Here is a 24,875-nt window from a genome sequence, read left to right on the forward strand (position 1 = left end):
AAATAAGGCTTATTGAGAACATGGCACATAAACCCGAATCCTATACAAAAGAAGACCTTCTTGCCTCTGGTCGCGGTGAACTGTTTGGCGCGAAAGGCCCACAGTTACCGGCCCCAAGCATGCTGATGATGGACCGCGTCGTGAAAATGACCGAAACCGGCGGCAACTATGATAAGGGCTACGTTGAAGCGGAACTCGACATTAACCCGGACCTGTGGTTCTTCGGTTGCCACTTTATTGGCGATCCGGTCATGCCTGGGTGCCTGGGCCTTGATGCTATGTGGCAACTGGTTGGCTTCTATTTGGGCTGGCTCGGTGGCGAAGGCAAAGGCCGTGCGCTGGGTGTGGGCGAAGTGAATTTCACGGGTCAGGTACTGCCGAGTGCGAAAAAAGTGACCTACCGTATCCACTTCAAGCGCCGTCGTATGACTATAGGCCTGGCCGATGGTGAAGTGCTGGTAGACGATCGTCTGATTTATACTGCTAAAGATTTGAAAGTGGGTCTGTTCCCGAATACTTCCGCTTTCTGATCTCTGCTTTTGGCTGCACCAGAAAGGCGAAACCTCCGCAATGCGGAGGTTTCTTTTTCAAAGAGACGGTATCAAGCAAGTACTGCCCTGTCTCCGATGGCTTCTCGCCAGCCCCCTAACCAATGGGACCTTTGATTCAAGGTCTGATAGGGACACATTTCTTTAGAACGTCCAGCGATGCCAGCCTGATAACCACGTTGATGAGCCCTTTCCAGGCGATCTCGTTTCTGTCTCTTCATGCCTCGTTTCCCTCATTCTTTTGTCTGGTGGAAAGAAAACAGTGATTGCAAAGTACGCAAGCACAGTTAACGAATACCCTGAATCAGCCTCAAGGTCAACGTTCAAAATTCATACGGGTGTCATATTTGTGAGCTATACAAAAAATTATTTGTATGAAAACTGTGACGCAGCATAAGTAACAATCTGAAGTCAAAACGAAAAAAAAAAACCGCAATCAGCGATGGACTGAATGCAGTTTTTTATTATGAATTTTACTTATGGCTGCCGTGAAATCTCGCTGGCAATGGTCGACGACTCTTGCTTCCACCCCTGCGCCAGCACTTTCACCATTTCATCATAGCCATCTTTTTGCTGCTTCATTTCAAGATGGAAAGGTCGTTTAACGATCTGTCCCTGGTGATTCAGCAACCACTCGCCGCTGATAACGACAACGCCATCATAACGACCATGGAAACCCGTCACATTCACGTTAAGCGTATCCTGGTCGCTACCCAGGGGTTGTGAGGAAACAACCCAGCCCGGAAGCTGGCTGCCCAGGTTTGCCACCAGCGTATTACGCAGTTGCTGATCCAGCGGGCTGGCCCACAGGTTATTGCTGGCAATCACGTACTGAACATCGCTGGTCTGATAGACCACGCCGTTTCCGGCGAGATAATCAGGAACCGAGACCTGTTCTATCCACAACAGCCTGTTTCCCTGGGAGACGGTACGTTGTGTTCCCGCCTGGGCGGCTACCGGCAGTTGATAATAGCTTTTGTTTTCACTTCCCGAGCTACAGGCCGTTAATACCATCGCCCCGACAATCGCTAGCCATTTTTTCATTGTTTAGCCCTCTTCGGCTCAGGATCCTTTTTATCTTTCGCTTCGAACACCAGCGCGTTGCTCTTCTCATTCAACGTTTTCAGAACCGGCTGCAGCTCACGCAGCACCTTATCGAGGCGCTGCATATCTGCCACCATATTGTTGTACGCGGCCGAGCCGGGCTGGAAGCCCTGCATACTGCGGTTAAGCTCACGCAAGGTTTTCTGCATATCCTGCGGCAGTTGTTGCATCGACTGGCTTGCGGTGATCTTATTGATATTATCCAGCGTAGATTGCAGGCGGCGCATTGTTGCCTGGCTCTCACTCAAAGAGCGGGTCGCCGCTTCAATCATCGGATTCAGTGGCAGGTTGTTAATCTTATCCAGCGTGTCCATCAGGCGCTGCTGGATCTGCGCAAGACCACCGCTGACCGTCGGAATTATCGTATAATCGCCAAACTCACGGACGCCGGTAATCGCAGGCGCTTTTGGATAAAAGTCCATATCAACATACAGCGCACCGGTGACCAGGTTACCGGTTTTCAGGGAGCCACGCAGGCCGCGGTTCATCAGTTCGGTAATATGCTCGCCGATATCCTGATTTTCGCCAATCTGGTTAATCAGGCGTTCCGGCTCAATACGAATCAGTACCGGAATGCGGTAATCATCATCAAGCATTTGCTTGAGGCCAGGCACAAAGTACGGCACTTGCCCTACCGTACCCAGACGGATACCCCGGAATTCAACCGGTGCGCCAGGCTGCAGGCCACGCACAGAATCTTTGAAGAACATCAGGTAATCGATGTGATCGGTATAGAGCGCATCCTGAATACTTCTCTGATCGTCAAAGAGAGGGAAGGCGGTGTTTTCGCTTACCGGCTGGCCCAGCTCCAGACCTTCAGGGACATCAAAGCTCACCCCGCCGCCAAACAGCGTGGTCAGCGAACCCATTTCAACACGCATACCGGCCGAGGTGAGATCCACTGCGATCCCGCTGTCTTTCCAGAAGCGAACATTGCTGGTCACCAGACGATCGTTTGGCGCATTGATAAAAAGCTGGTAGCTGATAGCCCGCTTTTGAGGGTCAAAGGTGCTTTTCTCAACCGAGCCCACGCGATAGCCACGGAAGAGAACAGGATCCCCTGCGGCAAGCTGGCCTGCTTTTTTGCTGTCGAGGGTCACGCGGATCCCTTTGGCATCCGGCGGTGCGAGCGGTGGCGAATCGAGTAGCTGATAGTGTCCCGGAACGCTTCCTTTGCTGCCCGGCTGCAGTTCAATGTAAGCGCCTGACAGCAGCGTACCTAAGCCACTAATCCCCTCACGCCCGACCTGCGGCTTAACCACCCAGAATACCGAGTCTTCGTGGAGCAGCTTTTCCATTCCGGCATTCAGGCGTGCCTTGATTTCCACATGCGTCAAATCATCCGTCAGGGTCGCACTTTCCACGACACCGACATTTACGCTGCGGCTTTTGATGGTCGTTTTGCCGCCCTCGATGCCTTCAGCGCTGGTGGTGATAAGGGTGACTTCCGGCCCCTGATGGCTGTAGTGATAAAACAGTATCCATGCACCGATCAGCGCAGTCACGATGGGGAAAATCCACACCGGCGACCAGTTCTTGACCTTAAGCACTCTGGCCTCTCCACTCTTATTTTCCATGCTCTTACTCTTCCTCATGGCTTGACTCGGGCTCACGATCCCACGATAAACGAGGGTCGAAGGTCATGGCCGCAAACATGGTCACAATGACGACCAACGCAAACATAAGCGCTCCCATAGCGGGATAAATACTCATCAGCCCCCCCATGCGCACCAGCGCAGAGAGAACGGCAATTACAAATACGTCAATCATTGACCAGCGACCCACAAACTCCACGACTTCATAAATCAGATGCATGCGCTCGCTGTCGCGTTTACCGTGGCCTTTTGCATCCCAACAGAGCCAGGCGATGGCGAACATTTTTAACGTCGGCACCATAATACTGGCAATGAAAATCACACCAGCCACCGGGTAAGACCCCTCACCCCACAGCAAGACCACCCCGGCCAGGATCGTCGACGGCATTTTATCGCCGAGCAGATCGGTTATCATAATGGGCAGGATATTGGCGGGCAGGTAGAGCATGATGGAGGTTATCAGCAGCGCCATTGTCCACTGCAGGCTATTTTTACGCCGCACATAGCCGGTGGTTGCGCAGCGCGGACAGACGTTAACATCAGCGGGCAGAACAGCAGTACAGCAAGAGCATGAGCGCAACCCCTGGCGGATCCCCGGCACGCCAACGTTAACCCTCTGCGAGAGCGTCGGCGCCGGGGCGATATCATCCCATGTCCAGCGTCGGTCTACGCACTGGAACGCCCGCAGTTGCAGCACACAATAAAGGCACCAGGGAATAAAGCTGCTGCCAATCCCAACGTCGCCGTAGGCCATCAGCTTGACGAAACTGACAAGGATCCCCGCGAGGAAGATCTCGGCCATTCCCCAGCCTTTCAGCATGAACAGCACGCGCGCGAGCTTAATTTTAAGCGCTGTGGGCAGCCGGACGCGGTTGACCAGAAGCAGGATTACCACCAGACAAAAAGCCGGGACTATCTGGACGAACAGCAGAAAAAAAGTCCCGAGGCTGGCATAATCTTCCGAAAACATGACCCCCGGGATCTCAAGTAAATCGACCTGGCTTGTGATCCCTCCCACCCGCATATAAATGAAGGGGAAGAGATTAGAGAGCAGCAGCATGAACAGTGCCACCAGCGCATAAGCCGTGGGACGCTGCCGGGGCGCATCCCACTCGGTTGTAAGCGTTGTACCGCAGCGTGGGCACGTCGCTTTATGTCCGTGACTCAGCTCTGGCAGCTCCACGAGCATATCGCATTGCGAGCATAATATATGCCTGTCGGCATGGTGCTGGTCACACATAGGTTATCCCTGTTCAGGCGCCGTTTTTCAGAGACTCAAGGTATTCCCAACGCTCAAATGCGACTTCCAGCGCCTTCTCAGCCTCGGACAGCTCGGCCAGTACGTTCTGAGTATAGTCATGGGGCTGGGTGAAAAATGATGCATCAGCGACCTCGGTTTGTAACGCTTCAAGCGCGGCTTCAAGCTCTTCAAGACGCTGGGGCAGCACCTCCAGTTCGCGCTGCAGGTTATAGCTCATTTTAGCAGGTGATTTTTTTACAGTTTCCGCTTTTGCGACAACCGGTTCGGCAGTATTTTTTGCTTTCGCCTGTTTATGCGCTAAAGACTGCGACTGTTGACCCCGCGCGTCATGATAACCGCCGACATATTGACCAATATGGCCTTCGCCTTCGAAGATCCAGCACTCGGTCACGGTGTTGTCTACGAACTGACGATCGTGGCTCACCAGCATTACGGTTCCCTGGTAGCCATCAATCAGCTCTTCCAGCAACTCCAGCGTTTCGACATCCAGATCGTTGGTCGGTTCATCGAGGATCAACAGATTACTGGGTTTCAGGAACAGGCGCGCCAGCAGCAGACGGTTACGCTCCCCGCCCGACAGCGCACGCACAGGGGTCATTGCCCGTTTAGGGTGAAACAGGAAGTCCTGCAGATAACCCAGCACGTGACGCGGTTTACCGTTAACCATCACCTCTTGCTTGCCTTCAGCCAGGTTGTCCATCACGGTTCTGTCCGGATCCAGTTCCGCACGGTGCTGGTCAAAATAGGCCACTTCCAGCTTTGTTCCACAATGAACGCGACCGCTGTCAGCCTTCAACTGGCCCAGCATCAGCTTGAGCAGCGTGGTTTTACCGCAGCCGTTCGGGCCGATAAGGGCAATTTTATCGCCACGCTGTACCTGAGCTGAAAAGTTGTTAACCAGCACTTTACCATCGACCTGGTAGTTAACCTCTTCCATCTCAAAGACAATTTTGCCCGAGCGCGAGGCCTCCTCGACCTGCATCTTCGCGCTGCCCATCACTTCACGGCGGGCGCTACGCTCATTACGCATCGCTTTCAGCGCACGTACGCGGCCTTCATTACGGGTACGGCGGGCTTTGATACCCTGGCGGATCCAGACCTCTTCCTGCGCCAGTTTGCGATCGAACTCGGCATTTTGCAGCTCTTCAACGCGCAGGTTCTCTTCTTTTTCCAGCAGATAGGTATCGTAATCCCCAGGATAGGTCACCAGTTTACCACGGTCGAGATCGACTATACGGGTGGCCATATTGCGGATAAACGAACGGTCGTGCGAGATAAAAATAATAGTGCCGTTAAAGGTTTTCAGGAACCCTTCCAGCCAGTCAATGGCTTCGATATCCAGGTGGTTGGTCGGTTCGTCCAGCAGCAGCACTTTCGGGCCGCTGACCAGCGCACGGCCGAGCGCCGCCTTACGCAGCCAGCCGCCGGAAAGCGACGCCAGCTCCATATCCGCATCAAGACCTAACTGATCCAGCACTTCAGAGATTCGGCTTTCAAGCTGCCAGAGTCCGTGGTGGTCCAGTAACTCCTGCAGACGCGCCATCTCATTGAGATTTTTTTCGCTGGGATCGGTCATGACCAGATGTGAAATCTCGTGATAGCTCTTAAGGTATTCCGCCTGCTCAGAGATTCCTTCGGCAACGAAATCATAAACGGTACCCGCGACGTTACGCGGCGGATCCTGTTGCAGACGGGAAACAATCAGATCCTGTTCGTAAACGATACGTCCGTCATCCAGACCCTGTTCACGGTTCAGGATCTTCATCAGCGTGGATTTACCCGCGCCATTACGGCCAACCAGACATACGCGTTCGTTGTCTTCGATATGCAGTTCAGTATCATCGAGAAGGGGCGCATCGCTGAAGGACAGCCAGGCGCCATGCATACTAATCAGTGACATTTATTTTTCCTTTCAGACCGCGGAGATTAACCAGCAGTTATGAATTTGACGGTTACGGGCGAAGTCCTGAGACAGCGTTTTTTGGCTAATTTCTTGTGCTTTCAGCCCCAGCTCTGCCAGGCCGTCGTGATCCATACGGAATCCGCGTTTGTTATTCGAGAACATAATAGTGCCGCCTTTGCGCAGCAGGCGTTTCAGGTCGGTCATCAGGCGTAAGTGATCGCGTTGTACATCAAAGCTGTCTTCCATACGCCTGGAGTTGGAGAACGTTGGCGGATCGATGAAGATCACGTCGAACTGTTCATCGGTATCACGCAACCAGCCCAGCACGTCGGCCTGCATCAGACGATGCGGCCGCCCGGTCAGGCCGTTCAAACGCAGGTTACGCTCGGCCCATTCCAGATAGGTGCGGGACATATCCACCGTGGTGGTGGTGCGCGCGCCGCCCAGACCTGCATGTACGCTGGCGCTGCCGGTGTAGGAGAACAGGTTCAGGAAGTCTTTACCTTTGCTCATCTGGCCAAGCATGCGTCGGGCGATACGATGGTCAAGGAACAAGCCGGTATCAAGATAGTCGGTCAGATTCACCCACAGGCGTGCATTGTATTCGCCGACTTCGATAAAGTCGCCCTTCTCTCCCATCTTCTGGTACTGGTTTTTACCTCTCTGGCGCTCACGCGTTTTTAAGACCAGTTTATTTGGCGAAATACCCAGCACGGCAATGGTTGCCGCAATAACGTCCAGCATACGCTGACGAGCTTTTTGCGCATCGATGGTCTTCGGCGGAGCATATTCCTGAACGACCACCCAGTCAGCATAACGATCGACCGCAACGTTATATTCCGGCAGATCGGCGTCATACAGGCGATAACATTCAATGCCTTCCTGTTTCGCCCATTTTTCATATTTCTTCAGATTCTTGCGCAGGCGGTTAGCGTAATCTTCCGCCACGCTGGATGGCTTGCTGTGGGCGGCTTTCTCTGCCAGAGAGTAGTTTTTCTGCACGCAGTCCAGCGGGCCATTTTTGGCCTTAAACTGACGATCGGCACGCAATTGCAGGCAGCTCAGTAGCTCAGGCGAGGCGCTGAACAGAGACAGATTCCAGCCGCCGAAATAGTCTTTCATATTGCGGCCCAGCAGGCTGTGCAGAGCAATCAGCGCCGGTTCACTGTCAAGACGCTCGCCGTAGGGCGGGTTACTGATCACCGTACCGTACGGGCCTTCAGGCAGTGGATTGGTTAAGTTCGCAACATCTTTGACTTCAAAGGTCACCAGTTCGCCAATTCCTGCACGACGGGCGTTGCTGCGCGCGCGCTCAATGACGCGGGGATCGTTGTCGGAACCGTAGAAGTGGGCGGTGTATTCCGCCAGACCTTTACGCGCGCGGGTCTGCGCTTCGGCTTTGACCTCTTTCCAGATAGCCTCATCGTGCTGCGCCCAGCCGCTAAAGCCCCAGTGGCCGCGATGCAGCCCCGGCGCACGGTCGGTTGCCAGCATGGCGGCTTCAATCAGCAGGGTGCCGGAACCGCACATCGGGTCGAGCAATGGCGTACCCGGCTGCCAGCCGGAGCGCATCACAATCGCGGCGGCCAGCGTTTCTTTGATAGGCGCCATCCCGGTGCGATCACGGTAGCCGCGCAGATGCAAGCCTGCGCCGCTCAGGTCGAGCGAGATACTGGCAGTGTCACCGTTGAGCCAGACGTTGATTCGCAAATCGGGATTTTCACGATCGACGTTCGGGCGTTCCTTATTTTTACGCGTGAAGCAGTCGACGATGGCATCTTTGACGCGCAGCGCGCCGTACTGGCTGTTGCGGATCTCGTCGTTCACGCCGTTGAAGTGTACAGCAAAGGTAGCGTCCGGGGTGAAGATCTCCGTCCAGTCGATCATCTGTACACCGGTATAGAGATCAAGATCGCTATAGACCTTGCACTCTTTCATCGGCAGCATGATGCGCGACGCCAGACGGCTCCACATCAGGCTCTGGTAAATAAGCCGTGTGTCGCCCTCAAAATGGACACCACCCTGAACTACCTGGCACTCTTGCGCGCCCAGGGCTTCCAGTTCAGTTTTTAACAGCTCTTCCAGCCCACGGGCCGTACTGGCAAACAGAGAATTCATATCGTCACTTTTTACTCTTAGAAAATTGTCGCGCATTATAGCTAATCTGGCGTGTATGTCATAAAGTTGAAGGCTTATTTTCATGCAGGGGATTTGCAGTGGCGACGTTATCCAGGCTTTTTATTCATCCGGTGAAATCGATGCGCGGTATCGGTGTATCGCACGCACTGGCCGACATGAGCGGATTTGCCTTCGATCGTATTTTTATGCTCACCGAGCCAGACGGTACGTTCATTACGGCCCGCCAGTTCCCGCAAATGGTTCGTTTTACCCCTTCACCGCTTCATGACGGTTTGCATCTTACCGCGCCGGATGGTTCAAGCATGGTCATTCGGTTTAATGATTTTGCGCCTGTCGATGCGCCAACGGAAGTGTGGGGCAACCATTTTACTGCCCGTATCGCACCCGATGAAATTAACCGCTGGCTAAGCGGCTTCTTCTCCCGGAACGTTCAGCTTCGCTGGGTGGGTCCTGAACTTACCCGTCGCGTTAAGCGCCATGAGGCGGTGCCGCTCTCCTTCGCCGACGGTTTCCCCTTCCTGCTGACCAACGAGTCCTCGCTGCGCGACCTGCAAAGCCGCTGTAGCGCCAGCGTGCAGATGGAGCAGTTTCGCCCGAACCTGGTGGTGACCGGAGCAAAGGCCTGGGAAGAGGATACCTGGAAAGTGATCCGCATCGGCAGCGTGATTTTTGATGTCGTAAAGCCGTGCAGCCGCTGTATTTTTACCACCGTAAGCCCGGAGAAGGGGCAAAAACACCCTTCCGGCGAGCCGCTGAAAACCCTGCAGTCATTCCGCACTGCGCAGGATAATGGCGATGTGGATTTCGGTCAAAACCTCATTCCCCGCACCAGCGGCGTGATCCGCGTCGGCGATGAAGTGGAAATTCTCACCCGCGGTGCCGGGAAAGCCTATGGTTCGAGCCAGGAAGATGAGTGTATTGACCTCGCGCTGGAACCGACCTCAGGGGTGGATATCCACTGGCAGGGTCAGATTATCCGCGGCAATAATCAGCAGGTTCTCCTTGAACAACTGGAACAAGCAGGTATTCGCGTACCCTATTCGTGTCGGGCGGGGATCTGTGGCTGTTGTCGGATTACGCTGCTCAGAGGCGAAGTCAGTGCGCTGAAGAAATCAGCGATTGGCGATGACGGGACCATTCTTTGCTGTAGCTGCATTCCAAAAACGTCAGTACAGCTCGAGGCTTAAACGGCCTGTTCCAGGCTGAGAGACTCTACGCGAAGATGCGGTTTCAGCCTGTCGTTCATGACTTTAATGGCATCACCCAGTTGCATGGTACGCCCGGCAATAGTCACGCCGGGCTGCGCCAGTAAACAGAGCGCAGCATTCTCACCCGGTTCTACCACCAGCAGGCTCACCTCATGCGCAGTATCGCTCAGGTTGACACTGGCTGCATCGCCCGTTGCTGGCGTCCAGCTCAGACCATGTGCCAGAAAGTGCCAGCTTTTTGGCATTTGTGGTTTCAGGAAACGAATCGCGACCAGCGCATTGAGCACCAGTTCCGCGCGCTGCTCTTTGGAAAGCTCCAGGTCGCGGCATTTTTCTTCAAAGGAGAAATAGAGCGCGGCATCGTCAACGCAAAAGCCTGATGGCGCGAAAGCGTCCGGGGTCAACATACGACGCGCAAAACGAGAACGAAACAACATACCATTGGCTAAATCGAGCATCATTCGATCATGCTCGTCGCAAAAATACCAGCGCCAGTTATCGTCAGGTTTAATTCGCATGTTTCTCTCCGATCCCCAAACACCCTGTTCTAAAAATGTCCTGTTAGCCGCTTCGTTTATAACATCATTAATAAAAGACCATAATGTCTAAATAAGCAACAATGACGGAATATAAAACAAGCAGGGCCGGAAATAAAGCCCTGGTTGTCTGATTAGGAAAAAAGATTAGAGATGAGTAACGATTTCTTTAATCAACTGCGGCCCTTTGAAAATAAAGCCGGAATAGATTTGCACCAGTGACGCTCCCCGCCGCCATCTTCTCGCGGGCAGCGATCGCCGAGTCGATTCCACCGACGCCGATAATCGGTAACCGGCCTTTTAATTCGGTGGATAACGCGCGAATAATTTCTGTGCTTTTTAATTGCACAGGACGGCCGCTTAACCCACCCGCTTCGTCACAGTATTTCATTCCCTGAACAAGCGAACGATCGAGCGTCGTATTGGTCGCAATCACACCATCAATATTATGCCGGACTAAGCTATCAGCAACCTGAATCAATTCTTCTGTTGAAAGATCCGGGGCGATCTTAACCGCGACGGGAACATATTTATGATGGATAGCCTGCAGGGCCGTTTGTTTATTTTTAATGGCACTGAGGAGATCATCCAGCGCTTCGCCATACTGCAACGTACGCAGGCCCGGAGTATTGGGCGAGGAGATATTCACCGCGATGTAACCGGCATAGGCGTAGACTTTTTCCATACAAATCAGATAGTCATCTTTACCCTGCTCTACCGGCGTGTCTTTATTTTTGCCGATATTGATGCCTAATATACCGTCAAAATGGGCTTTTTTAACGTTCTCGACCAGATGATCAACACCGAGGTTATTGAAGCCCATGCGGTTGATCAAACCTTCAGCTTCGACCAGGCGGAACAGACGCGGTTTGTCGTTACCCACCTGCGGGCGCGGCGTAACGGTCCCGATTTCGATCGCGCCAAACCCCATCGCGCCGAGCGCATCGATACACTCGCCGTTTTTGTCCAGCCCGGCCGCGAGGCCCAATGGGTTTTTAAAGGTCAGTCCCATGCATTGCACAGGCTTTTCCGGCACCTTTTGACGCACCAGCGCGGCCAGCGGCGTGCCGGTAATACGACGTAATTGCTGGAATGTTAATTCATGAGCGCGCTCAGGATCGAGCTGGAAAAGGGCTTTACGAACGAAGGGGTAGTACATGAACTCTCCTGGATTCCCGGTGTGCAAACCGGGAGGGGATTATCAGCGATCCTGCCCGGAAAGGGAATTGACCTGCGGCAAAAAAATCAACGTAAAACACAATCGTTTACCTTGTAGGCCATTTCTTATGCTCTTTTTTGCATTTTAATTGCAGATAAATCATTTAGTGGAGTAACTCTGCGATGTCACACTCCTGAAAATTGTTATGAATGTTAGATAAAAGCAAACAATTAGTTATAAGGAGAAAACATGCGCGTCATTACCCTGGCCGGAAGTCCACGATTCCCCTCACGTTCCAGCGCACTGCTGGAATATGCCCGTGAAAAGCTCACCGCCCTGAATGTGGAAGTATGCCACTGGAATCTGCATAATTTCGAACCTGACGATCTGCTCTATGCCCGCTTTGATAGTCCGGCCCTCAAAACCCTGACAGAACAACTCAAAGGGGCTGATGGTTTAATCGTCGCCACACCGGTGTATAAAGCGTCGTTTTCCGGCGCACTGAAAACCTTGCTGGACCTGCTTCCCGAGCGGGCGCTGGACGGCAAAGTGGTTCTGCCGCTGGCAACAGGCGGAACGGTTGCCCATTTGCTGGCAGTAGATTACGCCCTCAAGCCGGTACTCAGCGCGTTGAAAGCGCAGGAGATCCTCCACGGCGTCTTTGCCGATGATTCGCAGATTATCGACTATCAGCATAAACCTCACTTTACGCCCCATCTCCAGACCCGCCTCGACAGCGCGCTGAAGACCTTCTGGCATGCCCTGCACCGCCGGGATATCCAGGCCCCCGCGTTTGCCCAACCGCAAGGAGTCGCCCATGTTTAAAACACTCACCCGCATCGGACTGGCGGGGCTGATCGCGCTCACGTCACAGGCCCATGCGGCGCAGACCGCACCGGAAAGCCTCCGCATTGGTTACCAGAAAGGCAGCGTCAGTATGGTGTTGGCCAAAAATCATCAGCTTCTGGAAAAACGCTACCCACAAACCACCTTCTCATGGGTGGAGTTCCCGGCGGGCCCACAGATGCTGGAAGCGCTTAACGTCGGGAGTATTGATCTCGGCAGTACCGGCGATATTCCGCCGATCTTCGCTCAGGCGGCGGGAGCGGATCTGCTGTACGTCGGCGTTGAACCGGCCAAACCGAAAGCTGAGGTGATTCTGGTGCCTGAAAACAGCGCCATTAAGAACGTTGCTGAACTGAAAGGGCACAAAGTTGCCTTCCAGAAAGGTTCCAGCTCGCACAATCTGCTGTTGCGAGCCTTGCAGGAGACCGGGCTGACGTTTAAGGATATTCAGCCGATCTATTTAACGCCTGCTGATGCCCGGGCGGCATTCCAGCAAGGCAACGTCGATGCCTGGGCCATCTGGGATCCGTACTACTCCGCCGCGTTACTGCAGGGTGGCGTACGCGTTTTAAAAGACGGATCCTCGTTAAAACAGACAGGATCGTTCTACCTGGCGGCACGCCCGTATGCCGAAAAGAACGGCGCCTTTATTCAGGGCGTGCTTGATACCTTCACCCAGGCCGATGCCCTGACGCAAAGCCAGCGTCAGGAAAGTATCAGCCTGCTGGCAAAAACCATGGGCTTACCTGAGCCAGTGATCGCCAGCTATCTGGACCACCGTCCGCCGACCACCATTACCCCTGTTGACGCTCACGTTGCGGCGCTTCAGCAACAAACCGCCGATCTCTTTTACCAGAATCGCCTTGTTCCACAACAGGTGAACATTCGCGAACGTATCTGGCAACCTACAGGCAAAGAAGGAACCAAATCATGAGTCTGAATCTTTTCTGGTTTTTACCCACCCACGGTGATGGACACTTTCTTGGCACTGAAGAGGGCGCCCGACCGGTTGACCACGGCTACCTGCAACAGATTGCACAGGCGGCGGACCGCATCGGTTTTACCGGCGTGTTGATCCCGACCGGGCGTTCTTGCGAGGATGCGTGGCTGGTTGCCGCCGCCATGATCCCGGTGACTCAACGCCTGAAATTCCTCGTCGCGCTGCGCCCGAGCGTGGTCTCGCCTACCGTCGCCGCGCGGCAGGCCGCCACGCTCGACAGGCTATCCAATGGTCGCGCCCTGTTTAATCTGGTCACCGGTAGCGATCCGCAGGAGCTGGCAGGCGACGGCGTGTTTCTCGATCACACCGAGCGCTATGAAGCCTCCGCTGAATTCACCCGCGTATGGCGTCGTTTGCTTGAAGGAGAAACCGTCACTTTTGAAGGTAAGCACATTCATGTTCGGGACGCGAAACTCTACTTCCCGCCGGTGCAACAGCCGCGCCCTCCTCTCTATTTCGGCGGTTCATCGGATGTGGCGCAAGACCTGGCGGCAGAACAGGTCGATCTTTATCTGACCTGGGGTGAGCCGCCAGAGCAGGTGAAAGAGAAAATAGCCCAGGTCCGCGCTAAGGCCGCCGCGTACGGACGCAAGGTACGCTTTGGCATTCGTTTGCACGTCATTGTGCGCGAAACTAACGCAGAGGCCTGGCGGGCTGCAGACCGTCTGATCTCTCATCTTGACGATGCAACCATCGCGAAAGCGCAGGCGGCGCTGGCAAAAACCGACTCCGTCGGACAACACCGGATGGCCTCGTTGCATAACGGTAAGCGCGAGAACCTGGAGATTAGCCCAAATCTGTGGGCCGGTGTCGGCCTGGTGCGCGGTGGTGCGGGCACGGCGCTGGTCGGGGATGGTCCTACCGTGGCGGCACGAATCAATGAATACGCTGAGCTGGGGATCGACAGCTTTATCCTCTCGGGCTATCCGCATCTGGAAGAGGCGTACAAGGTCGGCGAACTGCTGTTCCCGCACCTGGATGTCGCCATCCCGGAAATTCCACAGCCTCAGCCGCTCCAGCTTCAGGGCGAAGCTGTAGCCAACGAATTTATTCCGCGAAAAGTCGCCCAACGTTAAGGAGCCGCCATGTCCGTGACCACACAAAAATGGCTGTTGCGTGCCGCCCCCTGGTTTTTGCCCGTCGGCATTGTTGTTGTCTGGCAAATTGCCTCGTCAACGGGCTGGCTATCGAGCCGCATTCTGCCCTCCCCGGAAGGGGTAGTAGAGGCCTTTTGGTCGCTGAGCGTGAGCGGCGAACTGTGGCAACACCTGGCTGTCAGTTCGTGGCGCGCGCTGATTGGCTTTTCCATCGGCTGCAGTATCGGCCTGGTGCTGGGTCTTATCAGCGGCCTTTCCCGCTGGGGCGAGCGCTTGCTGGATACCTCGATTCAGATGTTGCGAAACGTGCCGCACCTGGCGCTGATCCCATTGGTCATTTTGTGGTTTGGTATTGATGAGAGCGCCAAAATTTTCCTCGTGGCGCTGGGCACCCTGTTCCCGATTTATATCAATACCTGGCATGGTATTCGCAATATCGATCGCGGCCTGGTCGAGATGGCGCGAAGCTACGGTTTATCCGGTTTCGCCCTCTTCGCCCACGTGATCCTCCCCGGCGCCCTGCCCTCAATAATGGTGGGGATACGCTTCGCGCTGGGCCTGATGTGGCTGACGCTGATTGTGGCGGAAACCCTCTCCGCTAACTCCGGCATTGGCTATCTGGCGATGAACGCCCGCGAATTCCTGCAAACGGACGTGGTGGTGGTCGCCATTATTCTGTATGCCCTGCTCGGCAAACTCGCCGACGTCAGCGCCCAGTGGCTGGAACGTAGCTGGCTGCGCTGGAACCCAGCCTACAGCGCTCAGGAGGTTAAAGCATGAATACCGCCCGACTGAATCAGGGGACACCGCTGTTACTCAATGGCGTCACTAAACGCTACGGCGCTAACACCATTCTTAATGCGCTGGATCTGCATATTCCTGCCGGACAATTTGTGGCCGTCGTCGGTCGCAGCGGCGGTGGTAAGAGTACCTTACTGCGTCTTCTGGCCGGGCTTGAAGCCCCCAACGGCGGGGAGATACTGGCAGGCACAACGCCACTGGCCAATATTCAGGAGGATACCCGAATGATGTTTCAGGATGCGCGCCTGCTGCCCTGGAAAACGGTTATCGATAACGTCGGGCTGGGCCTGAAAGGCGCCTGGCGGGATGAAGCAAGAGGGGCACTGGCCGCCGTCGGGCTGGAAAATCGCGCGGGTGAGTGGCCTGCCGCGCTGTCAGGCGGACAAAAACAGCGTGTGGCGCTGGCGCGGGCATTAATACACCGTCCTGGCCTGCTGTTGCTTGATGAACCGCTCGGCGCACTCGATGCCCTCACGCGTATCGAAATGCAGGATTTGATTGTGTTTCTCTGGCTCAAACATGGCTTTACGGTGCTGTTAGTCACCCATGACGTTAGTGAGGCCGTCGCAATGGCCGACCGCGTCTTGCTTATAGAAGACGGGCAAATTGGTCTGGATCTGACGGTGGATATTGCGCGCCCTCGTCGCGTGGGGTCGGCGAAGCTGGCAGAGCTGGAAGCGGCGGTGCTGGACCGGGTGATGAAGCGTGGCGTGAGCGAGGGGGATTTGATTAAGGCTAATGGTTGATGCTCTCATCTCTCTCCCGTGGGGAGAGAGATGTCGCTTTTATATCAGGCCAGTGCTTTCGCGATCTTCTCGTACAGATCGCCAGACAGATTTTCCAACCCTTTTAACTGTTCAAGCGCCGCACGCATTTTCGCCTGACGCTTCTCATCGTAGCGTTTCAGGCGGATCAGCGGCTCAATCAGACGTGAAGCCACCTGCGGGTTACGGCTGTTCAGCTCGGTCAGCATCTCGACCATGAACTGATAACCGCTACCGTCTTCGGCGTGGAACGCCGCCGGGTTACTGCTGGCAAAGGCACCAATCAGCGAGCGCACGCGGTTCGGGTTGCTCAGCGTAAAAGCGCGGTGTTTGAGCAGGCCGCGCACGGTACTTAAAACATCGGCTGACGGGCTGGTAGACTGCAGAATAAACCACTTGTCCATCACCAGACCATCCTGATGCCATTTGTCGTCGTACTCCTGCATCAGTGCATCGCGGCACGGCAACTCGGCGGCAACGCTTGCGGAGAGCGCGGCCAGCGCATCGGTCATGTTGTCGGCTTCGTGGTACTGCTTGCTCACCAGCACGTTTGCCAGCTCAACCTCGCCAAAGGCCAGATAGCGCAGGCAGGTATTGCGCAGAGTCCGTTTGCCGATGTCGGCATGTTCCACGCGATACGCATCCAGCTTGTTGGCGTTGTAAATTGCCAGGAACTCATCCGCCAGTTCGGTTGCGAGCGTTCGGGTCAGGGCTTCACGCACCGCCACGATGGCAATAGGATCGATGATATCAAACAGCTCGGCAATTTCAGTGGCAGTAGGCAATGTCAGAATTTCTGCCGCCAGCGCCGGATCAATTTTCTCATCAAGCAGGATCGCGCGGAATGCGTCTGCCACATGGACCGGCAGCGAGAGCGGCTGCCCCTGCTGGTGGCGATTGACATTCAGCTTGATGTAGGTCGCCAGCAGGCTTTGCGCCGCATCCCAACGAGAGAAATCGTTGCGCGCGTGGCGCATCAGGAACGTCAGTTGCTGATCGCTCCATTTGTACTCCAGCTTCACCGGCGCGGAAAATTCGCACAGCAGCGCTGGCACCGGCTGGAAGTAGACATTATCGAAGATAAAGGTCTGCTCTGCCTGGGTAACGTTCAGTACGTGATGTACCGGGTGGCCGCCCTTCTGCAGTGGGAGCACTTTCCCTTCGTTATCATAGAGTTCTATACTGAATGGAATGTGCAGCGGATGTTTTTCTTCCTGCTCGGCCGTTGGCGGCGTGCGCTGGCTGATGGTCAGCGTATACTGCTCGGTTTCCGGGTTGTAATCGTCTTTAACGGTCACAACCGGCGTCCCGGCCTGGCTGTACCAGCGGCGGAAGTGGGACAGATCCACATTAGACGCATCTTCCATCGCCTGCACAAAATCGTCGCAGGTGGCGGCGCTGCCGTCGTGACGCTCGAAATAAAGCTGCATTCCTTTCTGGAAGTTCTCTTCCCCCAGCAGGGTGTGGATCATGCGAATGATCTCAGCGCCCTTCTCATACACCGTCAGGGTGTAAAAGTTGTTCATCTCAATGACTTTATCAGGACGGATCGGGTGCGCCATTGGGCTGGCATCTTCCGCAAACTGCAGGCCCCGCATGGTACGGACATTGCTGATACGGTTGACCGCACGGGAACCCAGATCGGAGCTGAACTCCTGATCGCGGAAGACGGTTAAGCCCTCCTTCAGGCTTAGCTGGAACCAGTCGCGGCAGGTGACGCGGTTCCCGGTCCAGTTGTGGAAATATTCATGACCAATGACGCGTTCGATATCAAGATAGTCTTTGTCCGTCGCGGTATCGGTCCGCGCCAGCACGTATTTGGAGTTAAAGACGTTAAGACCTTTGTTCTCCATCGCCCCCATATTGAAGAAGTCGACGGCAACGATCATATAGATGTCGAGATCGTATTCGAGGCCAAAGCGATCCTCATCCCACTTCATCGAGTTGATAAGTGAAGTCATCGCCCACGGCGCACGGTCAAGGTTGCCGCGGTCAACGAACAGCTCAAGGGCGACATCGCGGCCTGAACGCGTTTTGAAGATGTCGCGCAGCACGTCGAAATCTCCGGCTACCAGCGCAAACAGGTAGCAGGGTTTCGGGAACGGATCCTGCCACTGCACCCAGTGACGCCCGTTTTCCAGCTCGCCTTCTCCGGTACGGTTACCATTGGAGAGCAGGAAGGGATACAGCGTTTTATCGGCGATAATTTTGGTCGTGAAGCGCGCCAACACGTCCGGGCGATCCAGATACCAGGTGATGTGGCGGAAACCTTCGGCTTCACACTGTGTACACAGCGCCACGCCAGACAGGTAAAGCCCTTCCAGCGCGGTGTTGGATGCCGGGCTGATTTCATTCACGATGCGCAGCGTAAAGCGTTCTGGCGGGTTGTTGATAACCAACTGGTTGCCGTCTTCTTCGTAGTCTGACCACGCTTCACCATTGATCTGCAGGGAGACCAGCGTCAGGTCTTCGCCATCAAGACGCAGCGGTACTGCTGTCGCGCTCTGGCGCGCCACCTGGCTTACCGCCGTCACGACGGTTTTAGTGGCATCCAGGTCAAAAGTCAGATCGATATCGCTAATCAGGTAATCCGGCGCACGGTAGTCGTGGCGGTATTTGGCTTGTGGCTGTTGTGTCATAGAAAACCTTATGCATCGTTTGTCGAATAACCGATTCAGTCTATTCCTGTTGTGTAAAACACGCCACGCAGAATGTTCATCTTTTCAGGTACAAACGGCCTTTTCGCTACATTTGTATAACAGGGGCACAAAATGCCCTCGACCCTAAAGCGGGCTTATGGTGTGATCGGGGTTCAATAAATCACTAAACAAGGTATACTCCAGAGTTGTTTATTGTACTAAACGCTCCTGTGAGAGGACGCTACAGCGCACCTATGACTCGATTCGCTTCCCCCGTTCTGCATACGTTGCTGGATACCGACGCGTATAAATTGCATATGCAGCAAGCCGTATTCCATCATTATTATGATGTTCACGTGGCAGCGGAATTCCGCTGTCGCGGCGACGACTTGCTCGGTATTTACGCAGACGCCATCCGTGAAGAGGTCGATGCTATGCAGCATCTGACGCTGCAGGACGACGAATATCAGTGGCTGTCCAGCCTGCCTTTTTTTAAAACCGACTACCTCGACTGGCTGCGCGATTTTCGCTATAAGCCGGAGCAGGTCATCGTGACCAACGATAACGGCAAGCTGAATATTCGACTCGAAGGCCCCTGGCGTGAAGTGATCATGTGGGAAGTTCCGCTTCTGGCGGTAATTAGTGAACTGGCTCATCGTTACCGTTCTCCACACACCGGCGCCGAACAGGCGGTGGCATCGCTTGAAAACAAGCTCGTTGCGTTTTCAGCGCTGACCGAAGGGCTGGATATGTCCCGCTTCCGCCTGATGGATTTTGGCACCCGTCGCCGTTTCTCCCGGGAGGTACAGCAGGCTATCGTCAAACGCCTGCAGCAGGAGCCGTGGTTCGTGGGCACCAGTAATTACGATCTTGCCCGTCGTCTGGATCTGACACCCATGGGAACCCAGGCGCACGAATGGTTCCAGGCCCATCAGCAGATCAGCCCTGACCTCGCCAACAGCCAACGCGCAGCCTTAGCCGCGTGGCTGGACGAGTATCCCGAAAGGCTGGGTATCGCCCTGACGGACTGCATTACGATGGATGCCTTCCTGCGCGACTTTGGTCCTGAATTCGCTGAACGTTATCAGGGTTTACGCCATGACTCCGGAGATCCGTTTGAATGGGGTGAGAAGGCGATTGCGCATTATCAGAAACTGGGTATTGACCCCATGAGCAAAGTGCTGGTCTTCTCCGATAACCTTGATTTAGCGAAAGCGGTCGACCTGTATCGCCATTTCTCTTCCCGGGTGAACCTGGGCTTTGGTATTGGTACCCGGTTGACCTGCGATATTCCGCAGGTAAAACCGCTGAATATCGTCATAAAACTGGTGGAATGTAACGGAAAACCGGTCGCAAAACTCTCCGACAGCCCGGGTAAAACCATCTGCCATGACAAAGCGTTTGTCCGCGCGCTGCGTAAAGCATTCGATCTGCCACAGGTCAAAAAAGCCAGTTAACCGCTCCCGGGAGCCTTATCGGCTCCCCTCTTCTTATTTTTTTCCGATTTCTTCTGATTTGACTGCGAAATCTACTTGTCTGATGGCGGATGCCAGGTAACATAGATATCCCCCTTCTGAGGGCGGACAAGTGGTTATTGTTTCCGACTATTAGACTATTAACAGAGAGAATATTATGAGCGTTGTGCCTGTAGCCGACGTACTCCAGGGCCGTGTCGCCGTTGACCAACAAGTCACCGTGCGCGGATGGGTGCGTACTCGTCGAGATTCTAAAGCTGGTATCTCCTTCCTTGCCGTCTATGACGGTTCCTGCTTTGATCCTGTACAGGCCGTCATTAATAATTCTCTGCCCAATTACAATGATGATGTCCTGCACCTGACTACGGGTTGTTCAGTTGTTGTCACTGGCGTTGTGGTGGCATCACCTGGCCAGGGCCAGAGTTTCGAAATTCAGGCCTCTGCGGTGGAAGTGACCGGCTGGGTTGACGATCCGGACACCTACCCAATGGCGGCAAAACGCCACAGCATCGAATATCTGCGCGAAGTCGCTCACCTGCGTCCTCGCACTAACCTGATTGGTGCCGTTGCTCGCGTTCGTCACACGCTGGCGCAGGCGCTGCATCGTTTCTTCGATGAGCAGGGTTATTTCTGGGTTTCTACCCCGCTGATTACCGCATCCGATACAGAAGGTGCGGGCGAAATGTTCCGCGTCTCTACGCTGGACATGGAAAACCTGCCGCGTACCCCGGAAGGTAAAGTCGACTATGACAAAGACTTCTTTGGTAAAGAGGCCTTCCTGACGGTTTCTGGCCAGCTCAACGGCGAAACCTACGCCTGCGCGTTGTCGAAGATCTACACCTTCGGCCCAACCTTCCGTGCAGAGAACTCCAACACCAGTCGTCACCTGGCGGAATTCTGGATGCTGGAGCCGGAAGTGGCCTTCGCAGATCTGGATGATGTTGCCGGGCTGGCAGAAGCGATGCTGAAGTATGTGTTCAATGCCGTTCTCCAGGAGCGCGCTGACGACATGAAGTTCTTCGCGGAGCGTGTCGATAACGATGCCATTGCTCGCCTTGAGCGCTTTGTTTCCGCTGACTTCGCGCAGGTAGATTACACCGACGCGGTGGCTATTCTCGAAAAATGCGGTGAGAAGTTTGAGAACCCGGTGTACTGGGGTGTGGACCTCTCTTCCGAGCATGAACGTTATCTGGCAGAAAAGCACTTTAAAGCACCGGTAGTGGTGAAAAACTATCCGAAAGACATTAAGGCTTTCTACATGCGCCTTAACGAAGACGGTAAAACCGTTGCGGCAATGGACGTTCTGGCGCCAGGCATTGGTGAGATTATCGGTGGCTCTCAGCGTGAAGAACGCCTGGATGTTCTGGACGCCCGTATGAAAGAGATGGGTCTGGATCCTGCTGACTACAGCTGGTATCGCGACCTGCGCCGTTACGGTACCGTACCGCACTCCGGTTTTGGTCTGGGCTTTGAGCGTCTGATCGCCTATGTGACCGGTGTTCAGAACGTCCGTGACGTGATTCCTTTCCCACGCACCCCCCGTAACGCCAGTTTCTAATCGACAATATTAATGACGGCCAGCACATGCTGGCCATTATTTTATTCTGCACTGTCAGTTTTCGTCAGCGAAAAGTCATCCTTCTTAAACTTCAACCCCGTCATAACCACTACTTGTTACGTTTTGTTTCCACGAAATATCTCAGAACAAAAAATAAACCTCATTCTTATTGCCAATATTGCATTCTCAACCAGTAGCACAAATTTCAGCCAAAAATTAGCCATCCAGACGTCTTTATACCGTCATAAGAAAAAAAGAACCGCTTAACATCTGACTATACGAAACGCCTTTATCCAAATTAAATATAAGCAATTCATATATATAGGAATGATAACGATGCTTAAATGGCCAATTTATCCCGAAATTTGAGATGCTTCACAAAGTTCTTAATTATACATGATTAGTTACATATTATTTCTTTTTGTTACTTAATCTTGAGAATTGTAGCACTTTCAGGCTAGCGAAACGGTTCTATGAATGGAAAGATGCCTGTCAGACACATAAAGACACCAAACTCTCATCAATAGTTCCGGAAATATTTATTGACAGAATTTATTGGCGGCAGTGGCGAGTGTCATAAAAAAAAACCAATGAGGGTAATAAATAATGATGAAGCGCAATATTCTGGCAGTGGTTATCCCTGCACTGCTGGTAGCGGGTGCGGCTAACGCTGCAGAAATCTATAACAAAAACGCCAATAAACTGGACTTCTACGGTAAAGCTGTAGGTGAACACATCTGGACCACCAACGGTGACTCCACTAACAACGATACCACCTACGCCCGTATCGGCTTCAAAGGTGAAACCCAGGTTAACGACCAACTGACCGGTTACGGCCAGTGGGAATACAACATGGATGCCTCTTCTCAGGAAGGCGCTCAGGGTACCAAAACGCGTCTGGCATTCGCGGGTCTGAAAGCGGGAGAGTACGGTTCATTCGATTACGGTCGTAACTACGGCGTGTTCTATGATGCGCTGGCGTCAACCGATATGTTCGTTATCTGGGGCGGTGACTCCCTGGCGGCATCGGACAACTTCATGACCGCACGTAGCACCGGTCTGGCGACCTACCGCAACGCCAACTTCTTTGGTCTGGTTGACGGCCTGGCCCTGGGTCTGCAGTACCAGGGTAAAAATGAAAATGGCCACACCCCTGCTCGTCAGAATGGCGACGGCGGTAGCTACTCTCTGGGTTACGACTTCGCAGAAGGCTTCAACGTCACCGCGGCGTACACCAACTCTGACCGTTCTGTTCAGCAGTCTGCTGACGGTAAAGGCGCACGCGCTGAAGGTTGGGCAACGTCCCTGAAATACGATGCAAACAGCCTGTATGCATCTGTGATGTACGGTGAATCCCGTAACATGACGCGCGAAAATGACGACGAGTTCGCCAACAAATCACAAAACTTCGAAGCGGTGGTTCAGTACCAGTTCGATTTCGGTCTGCGTCCATCCCTGGGCTACGTGCAGTCGAAAGGTAAGGACCTGACTGGCCGTACTGCTAACGGTTCTACCTTCACCGGTGGCGATGCTGACCTGGTGAAATACGTTGAACTAGGGACCTGGTACTACTTCAACAAGAACATGAACGTGTACGCTGCGTACCGCTTCAACCTGCTGGATGATAACGATTACACCCGTGCTGCCGGTCTTTCTACCGATGACCAGGCTGGTGTAGGTATCGTTTACCAGTTCTAATCAATACACCACGTTGTTATATGCTTAAGAAACAGGGCTTCGACCCTGTTTTTTTTTGCCACAAAGCAAAAAATGGCGACTTTTGAAAAGCCGCACGCTTTTGGTCGCAAACGGTTGGCATTTTGCAAATCAACCGTTAACCTGATAGCGGATTTCACTTCTGTCATCACAATGGAACTTCGTCATGTTTGAGAACATTACTGCCGCTCCTGCCGACCCTATTCTGGGCCTGGCCGATCTGTTTCGTGCCGACGACCGCCCTGGCAAAATCAACCTGGGTATTGGTGTATATAAAGATGAAACCGGCAAAACACCGGTGCTGACTAGCGTCAAAAAAGCTGAGCAGCATTTGCTGGAAAACGAAACCACCAAGAATTACCTCGGTATTGATGGTATCCCTGAATTTGGTCGTTGCACGCAGGAACTGCTGTTCGGTAAAGGCAGTGCAATTGTGAGCAGCAAATGCGCGCGCACCGCACAAACCCCTGGCGGTACTGGCGCACTGCGCGTTGCGGCGGATTTTCTTGCGAAAAACACCGCGGTTAAGCGCGTATGGGTAAGCAACCCAAGCTGGCCGAACCATAAGAGCGTGTTTAACGCTGCGGGACTGGAAGTCTGCGAATATGATTATTACGACGCTGCTAACCACTCTCTGAATTTCGAGGGTCTGCTGGCAAGCCTGAACGGCGCGCAAGCGGGCGACGTGGTGCTGTTCCATGGCTGCTGCCATAACCCAACCGGTATCGATCCTACGCTTGAGCAGTGGGAACAGCTGGCTAAGCTCTCCGTTGAAAAAGGCTGGCTGCCGCTGTTTGACTTTGCATACCAGGGCTTTGCGCGCGGTCTGGAAGAAGATGCCGAAGGCCTGCGCGCGTTTGCTGCCGTGCATCAGGAGCTGATTGTGGCAAGTTCTTACTCCAAGAACTTTGGCCTGTACAATGAGCGCGTAGGGGCATGTACCCTGGTAGCCTCAGACGAACAAACCGTTTATCGCGCATTCAGCCAGATGAAATCCGCGATCCGCGCAAACTACTCTAACCCACCGGCCCACGGTGCGGCAGTCGTTGCCACCATCCTGAGTAACGATGCGCTACGCGCAATTTGGGAACAAGAGCTGAACGATATGCGCCAACGCATTCAGCGCATGCGTCTGCTGTTCGTCAGCACGCTGGCTGAGAAAGGCGCAGATCGCGATTTTAGCTTTATCATTAAGCAGAACGGAATGTTCTCTTTCAGCGGACTGACTAAAGACCAGGTTCTGCGTCTGCGTGAAGAGTTTGGCGTTTACGCCGTTGCGTCTGGCCGCGTGAACGTTGCAGGCATGACGCCGGACAACATGGCGCCGCTGTGTGAAGCCATTGTCGCCGTGCTGTAATTTACACGCACAAAAAGCCTGCAATGTATATAATGCTTGTCAGTTAAGCTTTCGAAGGTAGCCGCAACGCGTTGCGTTGCGGCGGCACAAAACTCTCCACCATGGCCAGTATCTCATTTATTATCTTCGGGATTGGCGGTAGCCAACCCAGGCGGACTTCGATGTGTAG

At 54.0% G+C, this 24,875-nt stretch carries 19 protein-coding genes and 1 pseudogene; 11 read left to right on the forward strand and 9 right to left on the reverse strand.

Annotation, left to right across the window (positions count from 1 at the left end; genetic code table 11):
* Positions 1–20: 20 nt before the first annotated feature.
* Complete coding sequence (gene fabA, locus NL510_RS14855) at positions 21–530, forward strand: bifunctional 3-hydroxydecanoyl-ACP dehydratase/trans-2-decenoyl-ACP isomerase (RefSeq protein ID WP_253377899.1); 510 nt, start codon at positions 21–23, stop codon at positions 528–530.
* Positions 531–601: 71 nt separating this feature from the next.
* Here fabA and rmf read toward each other — a convergent pair whose 3' ends face one another.
* The 6 genes from rmf to rlmKL form a co-directional block, all read right to left on the reverse strand.
* A complete protein-coding gene (gene rmf / locus NL510_RS14860) occupies positions 602–769 on the reverse strand; it encodes a ribosome modulation factor (RefSeq protein WP_253377900.1) in 168 nt (55 codons plus the stop codon).
* 256 nt (positions 770–1,025) lie between these two features.
* The gene (pqiC, locus tag NL510_RS14865) at positions 1,026–1,592 is read right to left on the reverse strand and encodes a membrane integrity-associated transporter subunit PqiC (protein ID WP_253377901.1); all 567 of its coding nucleotides are present in this window, start codon (positions 1,590–1,592) and stop codon (positions 1,026–1,028) included.
* Positions 1,589–3,229, reverse strand: a complete 1,641-nt coding sequence (gene pqiB, locus NL510_RS14870) for an intermembrane transport protein PqiB (protein ID WP_253377902.1) — start codon at positions 3,227–3,229, stop codon at positions 1,589–1,591. Before pqiB ends, pqiC begins: the two co-directional genes overlap by 4 nt.
* Positions 3,230–3,233: 4 nt before the next feature.
* Positions 3,234–4,487, reverse strand: a complete 1,254-nt coding sequence (pqiA, locus tag NL510_RS14875; protein WP_253377903.1) for a membrane integrity-associated transporter subunit PqiA — start codon at positions 4,485–4,487, stop codon at positions 3,234–3,236.
* Positions 4,488–4,500: 13 nt separating this feature from the next.
* Positions 4,501–6,408: an ABC transporter ATP-binding protein gene (locus tag NL510_RS14880; RefSeq protein WP_253377904.1), complete on the reverse strand. Its 1,908-nt coding sequence runs from the start codon at positions 6,406–6,408 to the stop codon at positions 4,501–4,503.
* Between the two features lie 12 nt (positions 6,409–6,420).
* On the reverse strand, positions 6,421–8,529 hold the full coding sequence (gene rlmKL / locus NL510_RS14885) for a bifunctional 23S rRNA (guanine(2069)-N(7))-methyltransferase RlmK/23S rRNA (guanine(2445)-N(2))-methyltransferase RlmL (RefSeq protein ID WP_253377905.1): 2,109 nt from the start codon (positions 8,527–8,529) through the stop codon (positions 6,421–6,423).
* Between the two features lie 98 nt (positions 8,530–8,627).
* Here rlmKL and NL510_RS14890 point away from each other — a divergent pair, with 98 nt between their 5' ends.
* Positions 8,628–9,737 carry a YcbX family protein gene (locus tag NL510_RS14890; RefSeq protein WP_253377906.1) on the forward strand — a complete coding sequence of 370 codons (1,110 nt, stop codon included), beginning with the start codon at positions 8,628–8,630 and terminating at the stop codon, positions 9,735–9,737.
* On the opposite strand, the gene zapC is transcribed toward NL510_RS14890, so the two are convergent.
* Both zapC and pyrD read right to left on the reverse strand, forming a co-directional pair.
* On the reverse strand, positions 9,734–10,276 hold the full coding sequence (gene zapC / locus NL510_RS14895) for a cell division protein ZapC (protein ID WP_253377907.1): 543 nt from the start codon (positions 10,274–10,276) through the stop codon (positions 9,734–9,736). The two genes, NL510_RS14890 and zapC, sit on opposite strands and share 4 nt — an antisense overlap.
* A 165-nt stretch (positions 10,277–10,441) precedes the next feature.
* Positions 10,442–11,453: pseudogene (gene pyrD / locus NL510_RS14900) on the reverse strand (quinone-dependent dihydroorotate dehydrogenase).
* Positions 11,454–11,702: 249 nt separating this feature from the next.
* On the opposite strand from pyrD, the gene ssuE reads away from it, so the two are divergent.
* The 5 genes from ssuE to ssuB are packed head-to-tail and all read left to right on the forward strand — an operon-like array spanning position 11,703 to position 15,943.
* On the forward strand, positions 11,703–12,278 hold the full coding sequence (gene ssuE, locus NL510_RS14905) for an NADPH-dependent FMN reductase (RefSeq protein ID WP_253377908.1): 576 nt from the start codon (positions 11,703–11,705) through the stop codon (positions 12,276–12,278).
* Positions 12,271–13,233, forward strand: coding sequence for a sulfonate ABC transporter substrate-binding protein (locus NL510_RS14910; protein WP_253377909.1), 963 nt, complete (start codon positions 12,271–12,273; stop codon positions 13,231–13,233). The genes ssuE and NL510_RS14910 overlap by 8 nt, the downstream gene beginning before the upstream one ends.
* A complete protein-coding gene (gene ssuD / locus NL510_RS14915; RefSeq protein WP_253377910.1) occupies positions 13,230–14,375 on the forward strand; it encodes an FMNH2-dependent alkanesulfonate monooxygenase in 1,146 nt (381 codons plus the stop codon). Before NL510_RS14910 ends, ssuD begins: the two co-directional genes overlap by 4 nt.
* A 9-nt stretch (positions 14,376–14,384) precedes the next feature.
* Positions 14,385–15,176, forward strand: coding sequence for an aliphatic sulfonate ABC transporter permease SsuC (gene ssuC, locus NL510_RS14920; RefSeq protein WP_253377911.1), 792 nt, complete (start codon positions 14,385–14,387; stop codon positions 15,174–15,176).
* Positions 15,173–15,943: an aliphatic sulfonates ABC transporter ATP-binding protein gene (ssuB, locus tag NL510_RS14925; RefSeq protein WP_253377912.1), complete on the forward strand. Its 771-nt coding sequence runs from the start codon at positions 15,173–15,175 to the stop codon at positions 15,941–15,943. Before ssuC ends, ssuB begins: the two co-directional genes overlap by 4 nt.
* A gap of 44 nt (positions 15,944–15,987) precedes the next feature.
* Here ssuB and pepN read toward each other — a convergent pair whose 3' ends face one another.
* The gene (gene pepN / locus NL510_RS14930) at positions 15,988–18,600 is read right to left on the reverse strand and encodes an aminopeptidase N (RefSeq protein ID WP_253377913.1); all 2,613 of its coding nucleotides are present in this window, start codon (positions 18,598–18,600) and stop codon (positions 15,988–15,990) included.
* Between the two features lie 254 nt (positions 18,601–18,854).
* Between pepN and pncB the strand changes: the two genes are divergently transcribed.
* From pncB to NL510_RS14950, 4 genes are all read left to right on the forward strand, one after another.
* The gene (gene pncB, locus NL510_RS14935; protein WP_253377914.1) at positions 18,855–20,057 is read left to right on the forward strand and encodes a nicotinate phosphoribosyltransferase; all 1,203 of its coding nucleotides are present in this window, start codon (positions 18,855–18,857) and stop codon (positions 20,055–20,057) included.
* A 175-nt stretch (positions 20,058–20,232) separates the two neighbouring features.
* Entirely contained in the window at positions 20,233–21,633 is a 1,401-nt protein-coding gene (gene asnS / locus NL510_RS14940; protein ID WP_253377915.1) for an asparagine--tRNA ligase, read from the forward strand.
* Between the two features lie 606 nt (positions 21,634–22,239).
* Positions 22,240–23,331 (forward strand): porin, encoded by a 1,092-nt coding sequence (locus NL510_RS14945; protein WP_301308565.1) that lies wholly within the window; start codon positions 22,240–22,242, stop codon positions 23,329–23,331.
* Between the two features lie 184 nt (positions 23,332–23,515).
* Positions 23,516–24,706, forward strand: coding sequence for an amino acid aminotransferase (locus NL510_RS14950; protein WP_253377916.1), 1,191 nt, complete (start codon positions 23,516–23,518; stop codon positions 24,704–24,706).
* Positions 24,707–24,875: the final 169 nt, after the last annotated feature.

Origin of the sequence: unidentified bacterial endosymbiont, assembly GCF_918797525.1 — a bacterium.
Classification (GTDB): domain Bacteria; phylum Pseudomonadota; class Gammaproteobacteria; order Enterobacterales; family Enterobacteriaceae; genus Enterobacter.